This is a genomic window from Pseudogemmobacter bohemicus, from assembly GCF_003290025.1.
Taxonomy (GTDB): Bacteria; Pseudomonadota; Alphaproteobacteria; order Rhodobacterales; family Rhodobacteraceae; genus Pseudogemmobacter; species Pseudogemmobacter bohemicus.
Window position 1 is genome coordinate 1048503 of sequence record NZ_QNHG01000002.1, and the last position, 20151, is coordinate 1068653.

16 protein-coding genes are annotated in these 20151 nt (G+C 63.7%); 3 read left to right on the forward strand and 13 right to left on the reverse strand.

Translation table 11 applies throughout. From position 1 onward, the window contains the following. Positions 1-5 precede the first annotated feature (5 nt). The 12 genes from DRF71_RS12905 to tolQ form a co-directional block, all read right to left on the reverse strand. Complete coding sequence (locus DRF71_RS12905; RefSeq protein ID WP_112310908.1) at positions 6-1451, reverse strand: sigma-54-dependent transcriptional regulator; 1446 nt, start codon at positions 1449-1451, stop codon at positions 6-8. Positions 1452-1716: 265 nt separating this feature from the next. Then, positions 1717-3606 carry a propionyl-CoA synthetase gene (locus DRF71_RS12910; RefSeq protein WP_112310909.1) on the reverse strand — a complete coding sequence of 630 codons (1890 nt, stop codon included), beginning with the start codon at positions 3604-3606 and terminating at the stop codon, positions 1717-1719. Between the two features lie 245 nt (positions 3607-3851). Beyond that, positions 3852-6143 carry an NADP-dependent malic enzyme gene (locus DRF71_RS12915; protein ID WP_112310910.1) on the reverse strand — a complete coding sequence of 764 codons (2292 nt, stop codon included), beginning with the start codon at positions 6141-6143 and terminating at the stop codon, positions 3852-3854. A 160-nt stretch (positions 6144-6303) separates the two neighbouring features. Further along, positions 6304-8208 carry an ATP-dependent zinc metalloprotease FtsH gene (gene ftsH / locus DRF71_RS12920; protein ID WP_112310911.1) on the reverse strand — a complete coding sequence of 635 codons (1905 nt, stop codon included), beginning with the start codon at positions 8206-8208 and terminating at the stop codon, positions 6304-6306. Positions 8209-8292: 84 nt separating this feature from the next. Beyond that, complete coding sequence (gene tilS, locus DRF71_RS12925; protein ID WP_112310912.1) at positions 8293-9597, reverse strand: tRNA lysidine(34) synthetase TilS; 1305 nt, start codon at positions 9595-9597, stop codon at positions 8293-8295. Continuing rightward, complete coding sequence (ybgF, locus tag DRF71_RS12930; protein WP_112310913.1) at positions 9588-10436, reverse strand: tol-pal system protein YbgF; 849 nt, start codon at positions 10434-10436, stop codon at positions 9588-9590. The genes tilS and ybgF overlap by 10 nt, the downstream gene beginning before the upstream one ends. A gap of 1 nt (position 10437) precedes the next feature. Continuing rightward, entirely contained in the window at positions 10438-10971 is a 534-nt protein-coding gene (gene pal, locus DRF71_RS12935) for a peptidoglycan-associated lipoprotein Pal (protein ID WP_112310914.1), read from the reverse strand. A gap of 131 nt (positions 10972-11102) precedes the next feature. Continuing rightward, positions 11103-12437 (reverse strand): Tol-Pal system beta propeller repeat protein TolB, encoded by a 1335-nt coding sequence (gene tolB / locus DRF71_RS12940; protein WP_112310915.1) that lies wholly within the window; start codon positions 12435-12437, stop codon positions 11103-11105. Positions 12438-12552: 115 nt separating this feature from the next. Further along, complete coding sequence (locus tag DRF71_RS12945) at positions 12553-13056, reverse strand: hypothetical protein (RefSeq protein WP_112310916.1); 504 nt, start codon at positions 13054-13056, stop codon at positions 12553-12555. Beyond that, positions 13056-14300, reverse strand: coding sequence for a cell envelope biogenesis protein TolA (locus DRF71_RS27425; RefSeq protein ID WP_157971066.1), 1245 nt, complete (start codon positions 14298-14300; stop codon positions 13056-13058). The genes DRF71_RS12945 and DRF71_RS27425 overlap by 1 nt, the downstream gene beginning before the upstream one ends. 13 nt (positions 14301-14313) lie before the next feature. Next, the gene (locus DRF71_RS12965; protein WP_112310920.1) at positions 14314-14799 is read right to left on the reverse strand and encodes an ExbD/TolR family protein; all 486 of its coding nucleotides are present in this window, start codon (positions 14797-14799) and stop codon (positions 14314-14316) included. 3 nt (positions 14800-14802) lie between these two features. Further along, complete coding sequence (gene tolQ, locus DRF71_RS12970; protein WP_112310921.1) at positions 14803-15495, reverse strand: protein TolQ; 693 nt, start codon at positions 15493-15495, stop codon at positions 14803-14805. 490 nt (positions 15496-15985) lie between these two features. On the opposite strand from tolQ, the gene DRF71_RS12975 reads away from it, so the two are divergent. Continuing rightward, positions 15986-16429 carry a YbgC/FadM family acyl-CoA thioesterase gene (locus tag DRF71_RS12975; protein ID WP_232831487.1) on the forward strand — a complete coding sequence of 148 codons (444 nt, stop codon included), beginning with the start codon at positions 15986-15988 and terminating at the stop codon, positions 16427-16429. A gap of 166 nt (positions 16430-16595) precedes the next feature. On the opposite strand, the gene DRF71_RS12980 is transcribed toward DRF71_RS12975, so the two are convergent. Continuing rightward, complete coding sequence (locus DRF71_RS12980) at positions 16596-17234, reverse strand: hypothetical protein (RefSeq protein WP_112310922.1); 639 nt, start codon at positions 17232-17234, stop codon at positions 16596-16598. A gap of 136 nt (positions 17235-17370) precedes the next feature. Here DRF71_RS12980 and DRF71_RS12985 point away from each other — a divergent pair, with 136 nt between their 5' ends. Continuing rightward, entirely contained in the window at positions 17371-18183 is an 813-nt protein-coding gene (locus DRF71_RS12985) for a TIGR00282 family metallophosphoesterase (protein WP_112310923.1), read from the forward strand. Positions 18184-18322: 139 nt separating this feature from the next. Next, the gene (locus DRF71_RS12990) at positions 18323-20101 is read left to right on the forward strand and encodes an SLC13 family permease (protein WP_112310924.1); all 1779 of its coding nucleotides are present in this window, start codon (positions 18323-18325) and stop codon (positions 20099-20101) included. The last annotated feature ends 50 nt before the right edge of the window (positions 20102-20151 follow it).

Here is a 20151-nt window from a genome sequence, read left to right on the forward strand (position 1 = left end):
GCAGGTCAGCCGAGGTCTGAACGCCAGGCCTCGATCCGGCGATAAAGGGTCGAGACCGAGATATCCAGCTCATGGGCCGCCTTGGGCACCGAGCCGTTATGGCGCGCCAGCGCGGCCTCGATTGCCTGACGCTCAATCTGGGCCAGGGTCCTTCCCGCGAAAGGCGCCGCAACCGAATCCTCCGGTGAAAGACCGGCCCCCGACGGATCGGAAATCGGCAGCATGCCGGCGGCGGGCTTCGCTGCCGGGGAGGGCTGCCCCGGATCATCCCGCAGCATTTCCAGCGGCAACATATCTGGGGTGACCAGCCCGCCCGGCTGCATCACCGCGATATTGCGCACCACATTCAGCAGCTGGCGGACATTCCCCGGCCAGCGCTGGCGCAGGAGGATGCGCTGCGTCTCGGGCGCGAAACCGGCGAAGCTCTTGCCTTCCTCGGCCCCGAAGCGCCGCAGGGCGACATCGGCAATCTCGGCGGCATCACGGCCGCGATCACGCAGCGGCGGCATATGCAGCGGCACTACATGCAGCCGGTAATAGAGATCCTCGCGGAACTGGCCGCGCCGGATGGCCTCCAGCGGGTCCTGGTTGGTGGCGCAAATGATGCGGACATCCACCTTTTGCGGCCGGGTCGCGCCCAGCGGCTGCACCATCGAGGTCTGCAGAAACCGCAGGAGCTTGGTCTGCAGTGCCGGCGCCATTTCGCAGACCTCATCAAGGAACAGCGTGCCGCCATCCGCCGCCATGGCCGCGCCCGGCTTATCGGCAATGGCACCGGTAAAACTGCCTTTCAGATGACCGAATACCTCGGATTCCAGCAGGTTATGCGGGATCGCGCCGCAATTCAGCGCAATGAACGGCCCGCGCGCACGGGAGGACTGTGTGTGCAGCGCGATGGCGGCCAGCTCTTTGCCGGTGCCGCTTTCGCCGGTGATGAAGACGGTGGCGATGGAACCCGCGACCGAGGAAATCACCCGATGCGCCTGCTTCATGGCCTCGGACGAGCCGATGCTGATGGCGGGGTCGCTGCTGGCGGCGGGCTCGGTGCGGCGCCTTGGCGAGGGCGGCAGGCCGGGGTTGCTTTCCTCGGCTGTCTGCACCGCAGCGCGGATCGCCGCAAGAAAACGGTTTTCCTCAAAGGGTTTCAGCAGGAAATCAAACGCCCCGGCGCGCATCGCCGACACCGCGCGGTCAACCGATCCCTGCGCCGACATCACCACGACGCAAAGGTCGGGATTGATCGCCAGCATCTCGGACATCAGCGCCAGCCCGTCACGATCCGGCAGCATGAGGTCAAGCACAACCACACCGGGTTTCACCTGGTGCAACAGCTGAAGCGCCTCTGACCCGGTGCTGGCTGGGTGAACATTCATCCCGGCCGCGGTCAGGACGGAGCGATAAACAAAGAGCAGCGAAGGAGTATCTTCGATCAGCAGAACTGGAATCCGCATCTGACTCACACCGGGACTGTCTGCCGCTCTGGCAGGGAGCACATTAATTCAGCAATTGAAAAGGCTATAGAAATAACCTTCATGGAAAGAAATTTCTTTCTTCCATGAAGGCGCAAGCTGGCACGGCCTGACGCCCAGGTCCAGACCCTGGTGTGCCCCGCAGCAGGTGGACCCGGCGTCATGCTCGAATTTCTGCCTGGTTGCAGGGAAAAGAGCGGCGCCATGCCGGTAAGGGCACAGTGCCGCAGGTCGGGTCAGGCCGGGATCAGCGGGCGAGGCCGATTGATTGCAACGCCTGGGTGATTTCATCGAGGATCGCCGGATCGTCGATCGTCGCGGGCATTTTCCAGTCAGCGCCATCGGCGATCTTCACCATTGTGCCGCGCAGGATCTTGCCCGAGCGGGTCTTCGGCAGGCGGTCGATCACCAAAGCGCGTTTGAAATCAGCGACCGGGCCGATCCGGTCGCGCATCAGTCTGACGCATTCCCTGACCACATCGTCATGCGATTTGGTGCTGCCCTTGTTCAGGCACAGGAAGCCCAGCGGCGACTGGCCTTTCAGCGGGTCCGCCACACCGATCACCGCGCATTCGGCAACATCGGGATGCGAGGCCAGAACCTCCTCCATCGCGCCGGTCGAAAGCCGGTGGCCGGCGACGTTGATCACGTCATCGGTGCGGGCCATGATGTAGAGATAGCCGTCCTCGTCGATATAGCCGGCATCGCCCGTCTCATAAAATCCCGGGAAATGAGAGAGATAGCTCTTGCGGAAACGCTCCTCGGCATTCCACAGCCCGGGCAGGTTGCCGGGCGGCAGCGGCAGCCTGACCGCAATCGCGCCCAGCGTTCCGGGGGCGACCGGATGGCCGCCTTCATCCAGCACCTGAACATCATAGCCCGGCATCGGCACCGAAGGGGAGCCGGGCTTTACCGGCAGGTGTTCGATTCCCATCGGATCGGCAGCAATGGCCCAGCCGGTCTCGGTCTGCCACCAATGGTCGATCACCGGCACATTCAGATGCCGTGCGGCCCAGGCGATGGTATCGGGATCGGCGCGCTCACCGGCGAGGAAGCAGTATTGCAGATGCTTCATGGTGTAGTCTTTGACGAATTCGCCCTGCGGGTCGTCGCGTTTGATCGCGCGCAGCGCTGTCGGCGCGGTGAAGAAGCTCTTCACCTTATTCTCGGCGATCACCCGCCAGAAGGTTCCCGCATCGGGGGTGCCGACGGGTTTGCCCTCGAACACGATGGTGGTGCAGCCTTTGATCAGCGGCGCATAGCAGATATAGCTGTGACCGACGACCCAGCCCACATCCGAGGCGGCCCAGAAGACCTCACCCGGCTCCATGTCGTAGATCGCCTTCATGGTCCAGTTCAGTGCGACGAGATGCCCGCCAGTGGCGCGGATCACGCCTTTCGGAGCGCCGGTGGTGCCGGAAGTGTAGAGAATATAGGCCGGGTGATTGCCCTCGACCGGCACGCATTCGGCCGGCTCGATGCCGTATTGAAAAGTATGCCAGGCCACGTCACGACCTTCGATCAGATTGGCAACCTCTTGTTCGCGCTGAAAAATCACGCAAAATTCGGGTTTGTGGACCGCCTGATCGATGGCCGCATCCAGCAGCGGTTTGTAATGCACGATGCGCGAGGGCTCGATGCCGCAGGAGGCTGCGATGATCGCCTTGGGGGTGCAGTCATTGATCCGCACTGCCAGTTCATTGGCGGCAAAACCGCCAAACACCACCGAATGGATCGCGCCAAGACGGGCGCAGGCCAGCATCGCCTCCAGCGCCTCGGGGATCATCGGCATATAGATTATGACGCGGTCGCCCTTGGTCACACCCTTGGCGCGCAGCGCGCCGGCGAGGCTCGCCACCCGCTTTTGCAGGTCGCGATAGGTGATGCCCTTTTTCAGATGGGTGACCGGGCTGTCATGGATGATCGCCAGCTGATCGCCGCGCCCGGCCTCGACATGGCGGTCGACCGCGTTCCAGCAGGTATTCACCATACCATCGGCGAACCATTCATAGATCGGCGCGCGGTCGGCATTCAGCGCGCGGGAGGGGGGCTGCACCCAGTCGATACCCTGGGCCTGCTCCATCCAGAACCCCTCGGGGTCGGATTTCCATTGCGCGTAAACTTCGCGGTAACCCATCGTCGGCTCTCCTCCTGACTTAAGCGTTTGTTATGCGAGGGTTCGGAAGGGCGCAACTTTGTTACCGGCAACAGCTGTCCCGGAACAGGATTAGTTTGCAGAATTCGCGATATCGGGTTGCAAAATGTTTGCAAATTATGGTTTTCCTGCGAATTTGACGCGAAATCCCCAGGGGTTTGCAAATATTTGCCGCCAGGATGGGTGGGCAGCGGAGAGGTGATTCTCTCGCCGCTGCTGCCTTTGGCTCAGCCGTAATGCGAAACCGGCGTACCAGCGATGGCCGACATGTTGAGAAGACCGCGCGCGGTGATCGCAGATGTCACCACATGCGCCTTATTGCCCATGCCGATCAGGATCGGCCCGACCTCCAGCCCGCCGGCACGCATCTTCAGAATGTTCCGGACCCCCGATGCCGTATCGGCTGAGGCAAAGAGCAGCACATTCGCGGCGCCTTCGAACCGCCCGCCCGGCAGCTGGCGGTCACGCAGCCCCTGGTCGAGGGCGGTATCGACATTCATCTCGCCCTCATAGGCGAAATCGGGCTCGCGCGCGTCCAGCAGTTCCAGCGCCTCGCGCATCACCCGGCCTGAGCGGTTGTCCATATTGCCGAACTGGCTTTGCGAGCAGAAGGCGATTTTCGGCGTGACGCCAAAGCGGCGCAGATGGCGGGCGGCGCCGATCGCGGTCTCCATGATCTGCTGCGCGGTCGGCTCGGCATTGACATGGGTGTCGGCGATGAAAAGTGGGCCGTCTTCGAGGATCATCATCGAAAGCGCGGCCACCGCATGGCGGCCATCTCGGGCGAGCACCTGGCGTATGTAGTTGAGATGCCAGTGATATTGCCCGAAGGTGCCGCAGATCATACTGTCAGCCTCATCGCGGTGCACCATGATTGCGGCGATGGCGGTGGTGTTGGTGCGCATGATGGCGCGGGCAATGTCGGGGCTGACACCGCGCCGCGCCATCAGCTCATGATAGGTGCCCCAATAGTCGCGGTAGCGCGGGTCGTTTTCCGGGTTCACCAGGTGGAAATCGCGACCCGGGCGAATGGCGAGGCCATAGCGTTCACAGCGCGCCTCGATCACCTCGGGGCGGCCGATCAGGATCGGCACATCGGTGGTTTCCTCAAGCATCGCATTCGCCGCGCGCAATACGCGCTCATCCTCGCCTTCGGCAAAGACGATGCGGCGGGTGGCGGTGCGGGCGGCCTCAAACACCGGGCGCATCAGCAATGCCGAGCGGAAGACCGAGCTGTCGAGCTTGCGCTTATAGGCGTCAGGATCGGTCAAAGGGCGCGTTGCCACGCCGGATTCCGTCGCGGCGCAGGCAACGGCCGAGGCGACGACGCCGATCAGGCGCGGGTCAAAGGGTTTCGGGATCAGGTAGTCCGGGCCGAAAGTGAGCTGTTCACCCTGATAGGCGGCGGCCGCTTCGGCAGACGTGGTCTGACGTGCGAGCGCCGCGATTCCCTCGATACAGGCCAGTTCCATCTCGTCATTGATGGTGGTGGCGCCGACATCCAGTGCGCCGCGGAAGATGAAGGGGAAGCAGAGGACGTTATTGACCTGATTGGGGAAATCCGACCGGCCGGTGGCGATGATCGCATCGGGGGCGACGGCGCGGGCCGCCTCGGGGAGGATCTCGGGCGTTGGATTGGCCAGCGCGAAGATCACCGGTTTCGCGGCCATGGTCGCGACCATTTCCGGGGTCAGGACGCCGGGGCCGGAAAGGCCGAGGAACATATCGGCGCCCTTGATCACATCGGCGAGGCTGGCGGGCGTGTTGCCTTGCGCGAAGGCGGCTTTCTGCGGCGTCATCTGCGCCTCGCGGCCCTGGTAGACGAGGCCTTCAAGATCGCAGAGCCAGATATTCTCGCGTTTGACGCCCAGTTTCACCAGCATTTCCAGGCAGGCAATGCCGGCGGCGCCGCCTCCGGTGGAAACCAGCCTGATATCCCCGAATTTCTTGCCGGCGACGATCATCGCATTGGTCGCGGCGGCGCCGACCACGATGGCAGTCCCGTGCTGATCATCATGGAAGACGGGGATATTCATCCGTTCGCGGCAAATTCGTTCAACGATGAAACAATCCGGTGCCTTGATGTCTTCCAGGTTGATGGCGCCGAAGGACGGCTCCAGCGCGCAGACGATTTCGGCAAGCTTCTCAGGGTCGCTTTCGTTCACCTCGATGTCGAAACAGTCGATATTGGCGAATTTCTTGAAGAGGACGGCCTTGCCCTCCATCACCGGTTTCGAGGCCAGTGCGCCGATATTTCCCAGCCCAAGCACGGCGGTGCCGTTGGAAATCACCGCAACCAGGTTGCCGCGCGCGGTATAGCGCGATGCGGTGGCTGGGTCGGCCTTGATCTCAAGGCAGGCTTCGGCCACGCCGGGGGAATAGGCGCGGGAGAGGTCGCGACCCGTCGCCAACGGCTTTGTCGCCCGGATCTCAAGCTTGCCGGGTTTCGGAAATTCGTGATAGTTCAGCGCCGCCTGGCGCGCTGCCTGGGCCGCTTCATCCTGCATCCCGCTCGACATGTCCGTCCTCCCGCCAGAATGGTTCACCCTTAAACGAGTGATATGTCATTTCCAATCACCACTTCGGCACCAGGCCTCCCGCCTTGCGCGAAGGGGATATGCAAAAGCCGGGAGGCGCAGTCAGGCGCTTCCCGGCTGACAGGGTGCCTCGCCGCTGGTTTCAGGTTGGCGAGGGTTCGGCATCCCCGGGTTTCGGCCCGCGCGTGGTGCGGGTTTTCGGGATCGCCAGCACCGAGGGCGCGGCCTCGGCCTCCTGGGCCCCATCATCATCACCGGGTTTCTGGCCAGCCAGCACCTTGCGGATCTCATCGCCGGTCAGGGTCTCATATTCCAGCAGGCCCTGGGCCAGGCGCTCGAACTCTTCCTCATTCTCTTCAAGGATCTGCATGGCGCGGGCATAGCCCTCATCGACGATGGATTTCACCTCATCCTCGATCAGGCGCTTGGTTTCGGCAGAAACCGAAAAGCCGCCGGTATTGCCGTTATAGCCCTCATGTGCCTCGGAATAGTCGATATTTCCGATCTTGTCCGACATGCCCCACCGCATGACCATGGCGCGGGCCACGGCCGATACGTTCTGGATGTCGCCGCTCGCGCCCGAGGAAACGCGGTCTTCGCCCCATTTCTTGATCTCGGCGGCCTTGCCGGCCATGCCCATGGCGATGCGGTCCTTCATCTGGTCTTTATGCCAGGAATTGCGGTCCATCTCGGGCAGGCTCATCACCATGCCAAGCGCACCACCGCGCGGCATGATCGTCGCCTTATAAACCGGGTCGCATTTCGGCAGCTTGATGCCGACAATCGCGTGACCAGCCTCGTGATAGGCCGTCATTTCCTTGTCTTCGGGCGACATGACCATCGAGCGGCGTTCGGGGCCCATCATCACCTTGTCTTTCGCATGCTCGAAATCGGCCATGGTGACGAAACGGCGACCGACGCGGGCTGCGGTCAGCGCGGCCTCGTTGACGAGGTTCGCCAGATCGGCGCCCGAGAAGCCCGGCGAGCCACGCGCGATGGTGCGCAGGTCGACATCGGCGCCCAGCGGGATCTTGCGGGCATGGACGTTGAGGATCTTTTCGCGGCCCTTGATATCGGGGTTCGACACAGTGATCTGGCGATCAAAACGGCCTGGACGCAGCAAAGCGGGGTCCAGAACATCCTTGCGGTTGGTTGCCGCGACGATGATCACGCCCTCATTGGCCTCGAACCCGTCCATCTCGACCAGCAGCTGGTTGAGGGTCTGCTCGCGTTCATCATTGCCGCCCCCCATGCCGACGCCACGGGCGCGGCCAACGGCATCGATCTCGTCGATGAAGACGATACAGGGCGCGTTTTTCTTGGCCTGTTCGAACATGTCACGCACACGCGACGCGCCGACACCGACGAACATCTCAACGAAATCCGAGCCGGAAATTGTGAAGAAGGGCACGCCCGCCTCACCCGCAATGGCGCGGGCGAGCAGCGTCTTACCGGTGCCGGGCGGGCCGACCAGCAGCGCGCCTTTCGGGATCTTGCCGCCGAGGCGCGAGAATTTCTGCGGGTTGCGGAGGAATTCGACGATCTCCTCCAGCTCTTCCTTGGCCTCGTCAATGCCGGCCACATCGTCAAAGGTCACGCGGCCCTGCTTTTCGGTCAGCAGTTTCGCGCGCGACTTGCCAAAGCCCATCGCGCCACCTTTGCCGCCGCCCTGCATCCGGTTCATAAAGAAGATCCAGACGCCGATCAGCAGGATGAAGGGCAGGAAGGTCAGCAGCAGGGATGACAGGAAGCTTTGTTGCTGCGGGCTGCCCTGCACCTCGACCCCTTTGGCGATCAGCTTGTCGGTCACCTTGTCATCGCCCGGGTTGATCGTGCTGAAAGTGCCGCCATCCCTGGTGCGGACGGTGACCCTTTCGCCGTCAAGCGTTACCGAGGTCACCCGACCCTGATCGACCTGGGTGATGAATTCAGACCAGCTCAGCGAGCGGGCGCCCATATTGGACTGGCCGCCGGAAAAGACCTGGAAAAGCGCGAGGACCAGCAAAAGCAGGACCACCCAGAATGCGATGTTGCGCGCGTTGTTCACATGTATCTCCCGAAAGGCAGCCCGGTCGCCCCCATCCGGGGCAGGGCCGTAATCTGACTTAATTTAGCAATCCACGCACAGGGTTCAATGCGATAAGATGAAACTTCCGAAGGATGGGTAAATCGTCGCGCGCCATTCGCCCGCGAAATGGGGAAAAATCGGTGCGGAAATCAGCCGGTCCCCCTGCCAGAGCGCGGGTGAGACCAGGGCGGCGTCGCGCCGGATGCCGGTTTCGCGCCAGTCGTACAATTGTGCAAGGCCTGCGGTGCCCAGTGGTGCAAGGGTCGCGCCAGGCGATTCCGGCCCGGTGATCTGCCAGCGGTGATCCCAGATGGCGCCCGGCCGGTAGGCCTGCGCGCCCGCGACCGCGCGGGGTTCGCGGGTCAGGCGGATGTCGCGCGGGGTGACGCGGATCAGGCAACCGCCAAGCGTGGCGCCGCGCCGGCGCCTGATCTCGCTCAGGCTTTGCGCAACCGAATTGGCCCTTGGCGCGTGGCGATTGCCGGAAATCCAGCGGATAGCGGCGCTGATCAGGCGGCGCTGGACCTCGGTATGGCAGTCGGTGAAGGCCTCACGGCCGAAGAGCAGGGCGCCGGCCTCTTCCTGTCCAAAGCCCCTGAAAGCGGCGGCGGCGGTCTGGCGGGCCAGATCCTGCATCTCGGAGAGGTGGCGGATGGTGCTGTTCAGCGCGTCCGGCGTGATCCCAACCGCGGCCAGCCCGGGCAGCGCCTTGCGGATCCTGACCCTTGTATAGCGGGGGTCGTCATTCGAGGGATCCTCGCGCCAAAGGCAGGCATGGCGTCTCAGATAGTCACGCAGCTCTGTCCGCGAGCAGTCCAGCAAAGGCCGCCAGAAGCTGACGTTATTGTGATCGAAACGGCGGCGCATGCCGGTCAGCCCGTCAAGACCGGCGGCGCGGCTCAGCCCTATCAGGAAGGTCTCCGCCTGATCGTCGGCGGTATGGGCGAGAAAGACATGCGCGATGCCCCTCGCTTTCGCCCAGGCCGCCAGCAAATCAAGCCGCCCCCGCCCGGCCGCCTGCATCAGATTGCCGGCCTCGGGATGGCTGTTCCAGTCGAGTGTCTGATGCGCCAGACCCAGCCCTGCGGCTACGCTGGCAACAAAATCCGCCTCATCAGCGGCTTCTGCGCGCAGGTGGTGGTTGACGGTCGCGGTCTCGACGGTCACGTCCCAATGCGGCGCGACGCGGGCAATCAGATGCAACAGCGCCATGGAATCGCCGCCGCCAGAGACTGCGATGCCGATCTTCGCGGCGGCAGTCTGTGCGACAACCTGGTCGCGGAAGTCAAAGGGCAGACAGGATATGAGCAGGCCGTGATCGGCCTGCTCATAGTGTTCAAGCCAGCGATAGTATGGGCTCAGGGACACCCCAGACCCTGCATGGCGATGGTCGCCTGCGATGCTGCCTGGGTGCCTGCGTAGTTCAGCGGCACCTGTTGCAGGGTGACGCAGGCCTGATCCTTTTCGCCCAGCTGGCCAAAGGACTCGCCGAGTTTCAAAAGCGCATCGGGGGCAATCGGGCCCTCGGGGGCGGAATTATAGGCGGTCAGATAGGCACGGGCGGCCGGCGCGATCTGGCCGGCCTGGCGCAAAGCCTCGCCGCGCAGATAATGCGCCTCGGGGACTAGCGGCCCGCCAGGATAGGATTGGGCATAGGTCTCAAAGAGCGATGCAGCACCATGAAAGTCACCCTGACCGAGCACCCCCTTGGCCCGGTCAAAATCTGCCTGTTCTGCGACGGCAAGCGCTGGTGCGGAGGAGGTGCTGCCCGAACCTGTCCCGGTGGCGGGGGCCGCAGGGGCGGCGGGGATGGCGGCTGCGGTCGAGGCACCGGCGCCGCCGCCGCCAAGAGACGGGGTCGCCCCCATATTCATCGGGTCGCAGGAGGGTTCTGCCTCGCAAAGGCGGAATTCGATATCACCGATCCGGTTGGTGCCATCCTGGATGACCCGGTTCAGTTTCAACTCGATTTCCTCGGTGCGCGAGGTGAGACGCATCAGCTCTGCCTCAAGCGTGTCCATCCTGGCCAGCGCATCGACACCGCCCACCCGCGCCGAAGCGCCGGTGGTGGTGAGTTCGGCCTTGAGCGTGTTGAATTCGGCGGCAAGCTGACCCAGCTCGGCGCGTACATCGGCGAGGCTTTCCGCCGCCGCCGGAGTGGCGAAACCAAGGGCCAGCAGGGGGATGAGAAGCCTCGCCCGCGTCATGTTACGACCCGGCGCCGACCGACAGCACCGTCACGGCGCGGCGGTTCTTGGAATAGCAGGATTCGGTCGAGCAGACCTCGATCGGGCGTTCCTTGCCGTAGGAAATCGTGCGCATCCGCGAGCCGGCAACGCCTTGCGACAGCAGATATTGCTGCACCGAGGCCGCCCGGCGCGCGCCAAGCGCGAGGTTGTATTCGCGGGTGCCCTGCTCGTCGGCATGGCCTTCGATGATGATCGCATAGCCCGGATTCTGGTTCAGCCAGTTGGCCTGGCCATTCAGCACCTGGCGGCCGGTATCCGAGACGGTCGACTGGTCGACAAGGAACAGCACGCGGTCGCCAACCGTCTGGTTGAAATAGGCGATGGAGCGCGGATCACTCGGATCGCCAAGCCCGTTGGTGTCGATATAACCGCTGCCACCCGTGCCGCCGGCCCCGCCGCCGGCTCCGTTACCGGCGCCATAGCGGTCAGGGTTCTGACAGGCGGCAAGGCCGAGCACGGCCACGAAAAGAAGGGCTTTGGGGGTAAAGCTCATCGGTTTTTCCTTATAAGTCAGTTCGCGGGCCGGTTGCGGATCCTGTGCGGATCACTGTTTCGCGGCCCAGGTTAGCAGGTTCCGGGCGGCTGGGGAATCCGGCAGGATTGCCCATACCCGAAAATGGCGATTTACGGCAACAAAGGCGACCAGGCCGGGTCGGAAGCCGGCCCGTCGGTCGGGATTTGTTTCAGGTTCCGACCGGTGATATCGACCGACCACAGCGAGGCCTGACCGCCGCCGCCCTCGGTTTCGCGGGTGAACATGATCACCCGGCCATTCGGCGCCCAGGTCGGGCCTTCATCAAGGAAGGACGAGGTCAGGAGCCGCTCTTCCGAGCCATCGGTGCGCATGACGCCGATATGAAAGCGGCCCTGATACTGTTTGGTAAAGGCGATCAGGTCGCCGCGCGGGCTCCAGACCGGGGTGCCATAGCGCCCCTCTCCGCCCGAGATCCGGCCGCCTTCGCCGCCGGCGGCACCCATGATATAGACCTGGCTGCCGCCGGTGCGGTCGCTCTCGAACACGATCTTGCTGCCATCGGGCGAGAAACAGGGCGCGGTCTCGATCGAGGGCGCATTGGTCAGCTGCTGCGCCTGGCCCGAAGAGAGGCTCATCTTGTAGATGTCGGTATTGCCGCCGCGCTCAAGACTGAACACGACCGAGCCGCCATCGGGCGAGAACCTGGGTGCAAAGGTCATGGTGCCGGGCTGTTCGGCCAGGGTCTGGCGTTTCAGATTGGACAGGTTCAGCAGCGTGATGCGCGGGAAGCCGGTCTCATAGCTGGTGTAAAGCAGCCGGTCGCCATTCGGCGAAAACCGCGGCGCCAGCACGATAGAGGCGCTGTCGGTCAGGTATTGCACATTGGCGCCGTCGTAATCCATCACGGCAAGGCGCTTGAGGCGGGCGTTTTTCGGCCCCGACTCTGCGACATAGACCACGCGGCTGTCGAAATAGCCGCCCTCACCGGTGATCTTGGAATAAACCACATCGGCCACTTTATGGGCCATGCGGCGCCAGCCCGCTTTGGTGCCGGCGAATTGCATCGCGGCGCCGTCGAGTTGCTGGCCGTTCGAGACGTCATAGGCGCGGAATTTGACGGTGATGCGGTCCCCGGCGGCGGAAACCGCACCGACGATCAGCACGCGGGAATTGATCGCGCGCCAGTCTTCGTAACTGATGGCGCCGTCAAAGCCCTGGATGCGGCCGATATAGGCCTCCTGGCCGATGGTACGGAAAAAACCCGTCCCATCGAGGTCGGAGGTTACCACCCGCGACAGATCGCTGGCGAGATTGCCGGCGCCGCCCTCGTCGACAAACATCGGCACCGCAATCGGCATTGGCTCGATCACGCCCTGACCGATCACGATCCGGGGCGGCTGGCCGTCCTGTGCGCGCGCCATTGCAGGGATCATCGCGGCCCCTGCAAGCAGGGTGGTCGCAAAGCTTCTTCTGGTGAAGGTCATCTGCCTCTCGCTCCGATCTCGTCCGGTCTGCTGCCGGTTTTGCGGGTCCTGGTTAAAACATCCGCCGTAAACGTATCACGGGGGAAATGGGTTCCGGTGTCATCTGACATCTGTGTCATTGCGCTGGATCCGCGGCGGGGCGCTCTTCGGGGGCACCGAAAACCAGATCGACAACGGCGCGGTGCGGCTCGCCATCCGCGAGATACCGCAGGGGCACGGTCAGCAAGCCGGCATCAAGCGCCCTCCTCACGCTGCGCTTCGCGAATTTCTGCGTGGCAGTCGCGATATCACCGGGCGGTCCGGAATAGGCTATGACGTCGATTACAGGCTGGTCGATGCTCTGGTTAAAGCAAAGCCGCAGGACCACTCGCGCCCCTGCAGCGCCCTCAGGCCGGTCGTCTGCATCGGTAAGCGAGAGGATGCTTCGGCCAATCCATCTTACCGCAGTTGGGTCGAGGGCGTTTTGCGGCCTGAGATTGGCGCAGGTGAAGGTCTCGACCACTGCATTTATCCGGCGCTCGGTATTGGCAAGGCCAGGGCCTGCGGCCAGCAGGCCGCCAGTCACCAGCGCTGCGCGTAGTATGGTGTGTCCGAGCGGTAAGGCGGCGGTCGCAGCCATCAGCGCAGCCTCATCCCATTGGCGTCAAACACCAGATCGAGCACCTTCCAGGTCTCGTATTTATCCGCCGGCAGCGGAATGCCGCCTTCGGTATAGGCGCGGGTGATGGCCGAGCGCGCATTGCGGAAGGCCACATCAATCGCTTGCTGGCTCGGCCCGGTGGATTCGCCTGCCAGAAGGTTCATGCCGGTCGGCTTACCGGCCTGGTCAAAGGTCACGCGCACGACGATGACAGTCGACATCGCCTCGGTCCCCATGGTGCCGACATTCCATTTCGAACCGATGGCCGAAGAGATATTCCCCATCTCGCTGCCGCTGAGCGGCGGGCCGCTGGCGGCCTGACCCTGGCCACCCGAACCGGCGCTGGCGGCAGCCGCTGCTGCGGCAGCCGCGGCGGCCTCTTCCTCGGCGCGGGCCTGGGCTTCGCGGCGGGCGCGGGCCTCGGCTTCCTGGGTGGCGCGGTCTTCGGCGGCAACCTCGGCAGCGATGCGGGCATCGCGCTCTTCCTGAGTTTCCGCCGCAGGCTCCGGCGTTGGCGCCGGGCGGTTGGGGCGCGGTTTCGGACGCGGCGAGGTCTGCATCCCCAGCGATTCCTCGGGGCGGTCCTGAGCGTTCTCTTCGGTCAGCAGCACATCGCCGGTATCCTGCGGCGCGGTCGCGGTCTGTTCTTCGCGCGGCGGCTCGGGCGTCGGCTCTTCGGCTGGCGTCACCGCTTCCTGCGGGGCGTCAGAAGTGGGCGTGTCCTCGGGAACCGGGGCCGGATTGGGAGCCACGATATTTGCGGGCCGGGGTTTCGGCCTGATCGACGAACTCATCGTCGGAATCGCCTGTTCCTCGGGCGCGAAAACGGCCTCGGGCGGCGCGGGATTTTCGATCACCGGCTCGGGCGTGGGTTCGGGTTCCGGCGTGGGCGGCGGCGGAGTGGGCTCGGGTTCGGGCTGGGGTTCCTGAACCGGTTCCGGTTCAGGCTCGGGGGCCGGTTCCGGTATTGGCGCATCGACCGAGGGTTCGACCGGATCGGGGGCCGAGATGGTTTCCGCCGGGTCGGGCGACGGCTCGGTCGCGTTTGCCGCAGCGGCCTCCATCGCGGCGAACTCTGCCGAGCTCACCGTTGAAACCGTCATCGACATCTGTTCAGGCGGCTTTGACGGCGAGAACAGCCAGTCGCCAAGCATCACCCAGAGGATCAGGCCGGCATGGCCTGCTCCGGAGAGGATGGTGCCTGTTTTGAAGCGCCCTTCCATCTGCTGATCCGCCTTAATTGGTCGCGCCGGCGGCATTGGCGCCGAAGCTTGGACCCTGGCTTTCGGTCACGAGGCCGATATCGTTGAAGCCGCCCGCATTCAGCGCCCCCATGATCTGGGCGACGCGTTCATAGGTCAGATTGCCATCGGCGCGCAGATAGACCTTGTTCGACGTGCGCTCGGCCGCGATGGCCTTGAGGCGGGGGATCAGCTCGTTCGGGTCAACCTCGGTGGTCATAATCATCACCAGACCATCGGCGGTCAGGGTGATCGAAAGCGGCTCTTCCTGCTGATCGGGCATCGCCGAAGCGGCGGTTTCCGGCAGTTTGATCGGCACGCCCACCGTCATCAGGGGCGCGGCCACCATGAAGATGATCAGCAGCACCAGCATGACGTCGACGAAGGGCGTGACGTTGATCTCGCTCATTGCGGCGGAAGATCCGCGACGGCGGCCGCGCCGGCCACCGCCCCCGGATTTTTTTATAACCCCGGCGCCCATGGATCAGGAATCCAGCTGGCGCGACAGGATGGTCGCGAATTCATCGGCGAAGCTTTCCCAGTTGCCCTGGATATGTTCGCTGTCGGCATTCAGTTTGTTGTAGAAGACCACGGCCGGGATAGCGGCGATCAGGCCGATACCGGTCGCCAGCAGCGCCTCGGCAATACCGGGTGCCACAACGGCGAGCGAGGTGTTTTGCGAGATCGCGATTTCCTCGAAGGAGTTTTTGATCCCCCAGATCGTGCCGAACAGCCCGATAAAGGGCGCGGTCGAGCCGGTGGTTGCGAGGAAGGAAAGGCCGGAATTCAGCTTTTCGCTTTCGCGTGCGATGGCGACATCCATGGCGCGGTCGATCCGGGCCTGGGCGCCGGCGATCAGCGCGCCATCCTGTTTATGGCTGCGGCGCCATTCCAGCATGCCGGCGGCGAAGACGCGTTCCGAGGCGCCCTGAGGCTCGGGCCCGATCCGCTCATAAAGCTCGTCCAGCGGCTCGCCCGACCAGAAGGCCTGGTCGAAGGCCTGGGCCTCGGCGCGGGATTTGCGGAAGAGGATATGTTTCTGGATGATGATCGCCCATGACCAGAAGGACATGACGATCAAAATGATCATCACCAGCTTGACCGTGAGGGTCGCACGGGCGAAGAGGGCCAGCAGCGAGAAGTCAATCTCCTGCGCCATCGCGATGGTTTCGTTCATTGCGCCTGCTCGTTCTTAAGGTCGCCGGTCAGTGTTCGCCGGTCGTTAGACCTGATTCTAGCAGTGTTACAAGGGGAATGCCAACACATCTTGGCGAATATGGCGTGAGCGTGGCGGCAGATGCTGCTTTGCGGCGACTCAGTGCTGAGCCGGAGAGGGCAGCGCGCGGGTTTTCGCCGGGATCAGGGTGGCGGCGCTGTGTCGGTGCGGGCGGGTGTCTGGCCCTCACTGGCCATGTGTGTCCTGAAGAGCCTGGTCGACAGCAGGGTGTTGTGTTTTGCCGCCGGGTGGCCGGTTCCTTCGTCACGGATCACGCCGCGCTCTCGTGGACCGGATGCGGGCAGATCGCCCATTGCCTGCCAGGCGCAACAAGGCCAGGTTCACCGGGAATTCAGGTTCACCGAATTCAGCTTCACCGGGAGTTCGGGCAGGGCTTTCGGCATTCCGCCACAGGGCCGGGATCCCGTGACGGCTTTGACGACGATAACTGATGGAGGCGACGCGTCTGATGACGGATCAGGAGCGGTATTTTATCCATAAAATCAGAGTATACTATGCGGATACCGATGCCGGGGGCATCGTCTATCATGCCAGATATCTCGAATTCGCCGAGCGCTGTCGGTCAGAGCTTCTGCGTCACATCTCACATCCTTTGATTTCCGATGGCGGAAATCAGTTTGTGGTGCGGAAGTCTCAGATTGAATGGCGCGCGCCCGCGCGGCTTGATGATCTGCTTGTCTGCAGAACAGGCATTGAGGACATCAGGGGCGCAAGGGTGACGATGCGGCATGAGATGCTGCTGGGGGATAGCGCGGTGACGGTGATGGTGGTGGAGCTGGCCTATGTGACCGCCAGCCATAAACCGGTCAGGCTGCCTGAAGCGCTGATATCCGCGATGCGGCAATTTGCGGTCTGTGACGCTGGCAAGCGCTGATTATCGCGGTTGCGATAAGGGATATGGCGCGCGGCCAGTCCGGGCTCTGAGCCCGGTCACGGCGAAAGAAACAGCACGAAAGCGCTGCCGGCTTTCAATTCCGCGCCTGAGGCCCAGGGCATGGAATTCAGGGCTGCGCCCCAAGACATGGGACCGGGCATTCGCGTTACCCTGCTGCGTCATCGGGGGGCAGCATGCGTGCCATCAGCCGCAGCGCATGGCCGGGATCGGCGGCGACTGCCGGCAGCACCGGATCATAGGCGGCGCGGATCACCAATGCGAGGTCGGGATGCAGGATCACGCCGCCGCTTTCGGTGCGGGCCAGCGGTGAGATCTGGCTGAAGGCACCATCTGCAAAAGACAGCATCGCCTCGGCGCCCTGGGCCAGAGCGAGGTCCTGGGCCGGCATCTGCGCGAGATGGTCATCCATGCGCAGGAACAGGAAGACGGCTTTGATCGCGCCGGCCTCGTCAAAGCGGAAGGTGCGGTAGCGGTTGGCGCCCTGCGCCTCAAGCCGGGTGCAGAGATCGGCGAGGCCGGGGATCATCCGATCGAGTTTCGGCACCTGCGGCAGCTCGGCCCAGTCGCGGAAGAAGAAGACCATCAGATTGGCGCCAAGCTCGGGGTCGGTTTCCGCCATGCGGTGGCCGGCGAGCAGGACAACCGCCTCGATGGCGCCCTTGACGGTGGAGAGCGTCGCGTCATCGGTGCCGAAGATCACCGGCACGATGGGACGGCCCCAGCGGGCGCAAAGGAAGCTGCCATCGGGTCGGGTGAAGAGGGTCTGAATCTGATCTGGCGTCATGGTCACTGGTTAGCGGGTTCTGTGCATGGGCTCAACCTGGCGCATCTGGACGGGCCTGGACGCCTCCGGCGGGAGTATTTAAGTCAAGAGGAAGGGGGCTTGCAGGGAAGGGGGAGGAGGCATAAGCGGGAATGCCATGAAACTGCTTTTTCTTGGCGATGTGATGGGGCGCAGCGGGCGGTCGGCAATTGCGGCTGGCCTTCCGAAGATGCGCGCGGATTGGGGTCTCGATTTTGTCGTGGTCAATGGCGAGAACGCGACCGGCGGCATGGGGCTTTCTGCCGAACATGCGAAGGGGATCCTGGCGGCGGGGGCTGATGTGGTCACGCTGGGGGATCATGCCTTTGACCAGAAGGACATGGCGCAGTTTCTGGAGGTGGAGCCGCGGGTGATCCGGCCGCTGAACTATTCCAGAATCGCACCGGGGCGGGGCGGGCGGATCTTTGACGCTCCGGGCGGGCGCAAGGTGCTTGTGGCGCAGGTTCTGGGCCGGGTCTTTATGAAACAGCCCTTTGATGACCCTTTCTCGGCGATTGATCCGCTGCTGAAGGCGCATCGGCTGGGGGTTGGGGTTCAGGCCTCAATCATTGATATTCATGCCGAGGCAACCTCGGAGAAGATGGGGCTGGGCCATTGGTGCGACGGCCAGGCGAGCCTTGTCGTCGGCACCCATACGCATGTGCCCACCGGAGATGCGCAGATCCTCAAGGGCGGCACCGCCTATCTGTCTGACGCCGGCATGTGCGGCGATTATGATTCGGTGATCGGTATGGAGAAGCTGGAGCCGATGCGCCGTTTCGTCACCGGCATGTCGAAAACCCGGTTCGAGCCGGCGGCGGGCGAGGCGACGCTTTCGGGCGTCTATGTCGAGACCGATGACCGCAGCGGGCTGGCCAGGCGGGTGGTGATGGTGCGTCAGGGCGGCAGGCTGCAGCAATCTGGCCCGTGAGCGCCCCCGCGAAGGTGAGTTTTGCTGCCTGTAGCATGCTGGCAGCAATGCTTTCCGTTAAGACGACCTTGTTTGTAGAATTTTCTTCCCCGGCATGGGCGCGCCGCCTATAAGGCCCTCAGTCCAGCTGAAGGTCATAATGCTCTGGTTTGAAATCTCCGCCGCTGCGCAGCCCTGGGTCGCACTGACCGTTCTTGTCGTGATGTTCGGCCTTTTCGTCTCCGAGATCATCCCGGTCGAGGTGACGGCGATTGCGGCGGCTGCGGTGATGATGGTGCTGGGGTTCCTGCCCCTGGCGGAAGCGCAATCCGTGCTGTCGAACCCGGCGCCCTGGACGATTGCGCTGATGTTTCTGGTGATGGGCGGGCTGGTCAGAACCGGCGCCATCGAGCAGGTGATCCATACCGCCGAGAAATCGGTCGAGGGGCGCCCGCGCGTCACCATCGTCGCGCTGTTTTCCTTTATCGCGGTGGCTTCGGCCTTTATGAACAACACGCCGCTGGTGGCAGTGATGATTCCGGTGGTCATGCAACTGGCGCTGAAAATGGGGGCGGCACCGTCCAAGCTGCTGATCCCGCTGTCTTATATGACAGTGATGGCGGGAATGATGACGCTGATCGGCACCTCGACCAACCTGCTGGTGGATGGGGTGGCGGTAAAGGCCGGGATGCCGCATTTCTCGCTTTTCGAGATCTTCCCGCTCGGTCTCGCGGTCACCATTGCCGGCGCGATCTTTCTGGGCCTCTTCGCCAACCGCCTGCTGCCGGTGCGCCAGTCGATGGGGATGCTGCTGACCGACCGGCGCAAGATGAAATATTTCACCGAAGTGGCGATCCCCGAGGACAGCCCGCTTGTCGGCCAGGCACCGCTGGAGGTTGATCTGTTCCGCAGGAACGGTGTGCGGCTGATCGACGTCTTGCGCGGTGACGCCTCGCTGCGCCGCGACCTCGCGCCGGTGCGACTGGAGCCCGGCGACCGCGTGGTTTTGCGCGCCGAAATGGCCGATCTGATGGAATTCGACCGCCGCCGCGAGGTGCATCTGGTCGACAAGCTCTCCTCGGTGAAGACCGAGACGGTCGAGGTCCTGATCGGCCCCGGCTGCAGGATGGAGGGGCAGCGCCTCGGCGATCTGCGGCTCCGCCGCCGCTACGGCGTCTATGTGCTGGCCGCGCATCGCCGCAACCAGAATATCGGTCGCCAGCTGGATGACCTGATCGTCCGCGTCGGCGATACGCTGCTGCTCGAAGGCGCCATCGAGGATATCCAGCGCCTCGCCGCCGATATGGATCTCGTCGACATCACCCGCCCGCGCGAGAAGCCCTATCGCCGCGCCAAAGCCCCCATCGCCGTCGGCGCGCTGGCCTTCATCGTCCTGCTCTCGGCGCTCAATGTGGCCCCGATCCAGCTCCTCGCCTTCCTCGCCGTTGCGGTGATCCTCGTCACCCGCTGCGTCGACAGCGACGAGGCCTTCAGCTTTGTCGATGGCCGCCTGCTGGCGATGATCTTCGCGATGCTGGCGGTGGGCGAGGGGCTCGACCGCTCCGGCGCCGTCGAGATGATCGTGAATGCCGCCGCCCCCTGGCTCAAGGGCCTCTCACCCTTTTTCCTGATCCTCGCGGTCTATTTCCTCGGTCTCGTGCTGACCGAATTCCTCTCGAACAATGCGGTCGCAGTGATCTACACCCCCGTCGCCATCGAGTTGGCCAACAACCTCGGCTACGACCCGCGCCCGCTGGTGGTCGCGGTGATGTTCTCGGCCACGCTCGCCTTCGCCACCCCGGTCGGCTACCAGACCAATATGATGGTCTACGGCCCCGGCGGCTACCGCTTCTCGGATTACATGCGCGTCGGCCTGCCGCTCAACATCATCCTGATGTTCCTTTGCTCGGCCCTGATCCCCCTCTTCTGGCCGCTCTGACCCGCTTTTATCCCTTCATCTGTCCAAAAATATCCCAGGGGGTCCGGGGG

Bases quoted from the DNA above. Each gene is read 5' to 3' on its own strand.
- DRF71_RS12905 (WP_112310908.1), bottom strand. From the start codon at position 1,451: ATGCGGATTCCAGTTCTGCTGATCGAAGATACTCCTTCGCTGCTCTTT.
- DRF71_RS12910 (WP_112310909.1), bottom strand. From the start codon at position 3,606: ATGGGTTACCGCGAAGTTTACGCGCAATGGAAATCCGACCCCGAGGGG.
- DRF71_RS12915 (WP_112310910.1), bottom strand. From the start codon at position 6,143: ATGTCGAGCGGGATGCAGGATGAAGCGGCCCAGGCAGCGCGCCAGGCG.
- ybgF (WP_112310913.1), bottom strand. From the start codon at position 10,436: ATGACGCGGGCGAGGCTTCTCATCCCCCTGCTGGCCCTTGGTTTCGCC.
- pal (WP_112310914.1), bottom strand. From the start codon at position 10,971: ATGAGCTTTACCCCCAAAGCCCTTCTTTTCGTGGCCGTGCTCGGCCTT.
- tolB (WP_112310915.1), bottom strand. From the start codon at position 12,437: ATGACCTTCACCAGAAGAAGCTTTGCGACCACCCTGCTTGCAGGGGCC.
- DRF71_RS12945 (WP_112310916.1), bottom strand. From the start codon at position 13,056: ATGGCTGCGACCGCCGCCTTACCGCTCGGACACACCATACTACGCGCA.
- DRF71_RS27425 (WP_157971066.1), bottom strand. From the start codon at position 14,300: ATGGAAGGGCGCTTCAAAACAGGCACCATCCTCTCCGGAGCAGGCCAT.
- DRF71_RS12965 (WP_112310920.1), bottom strand. From the start codon at position 14,799: ATGGGCGCCGGGGTTATAAAAAAATCCGGGGGCGGTGGCCGGCGCGGC.
- tolQ (WP_112310921.1), bottom strand. From the start codon at position 15,495: ATGAACGAAACCATCGCGATGGCGCAGGAGATTGACTTCTCGCTGCTG.
- DRF71_RS12975 (WP_232831487.1), top strand. From the start codon at position 15,986: ATGGAGGCGACGCGTCTGATGACGGATCAGGAGCGGTATTTTATCCAT.
- DRF71_RS12980 (WP_112310922.1), bottom strand. From the start codon at position 17,234: ATGACGCCAGATCAGATTCAGACCCTCTTCACCCGACCCGATGGCAGC.
- DRF71_RS12985 (WP_112310923.1), top strand. From the start codon at position 17,371: ATGAAACTGCTTTTTCTTGGCGATGTGATGGGGCGCAGCGGGCGGTCG.
- DRF71_RS12990 (WP_112310924.1), top strand. From the start codon at position 18,323: ATGCTCTGGTTTGAAATCTCCGCCGCTGCGCAGCCCTGGGTCGCACTG.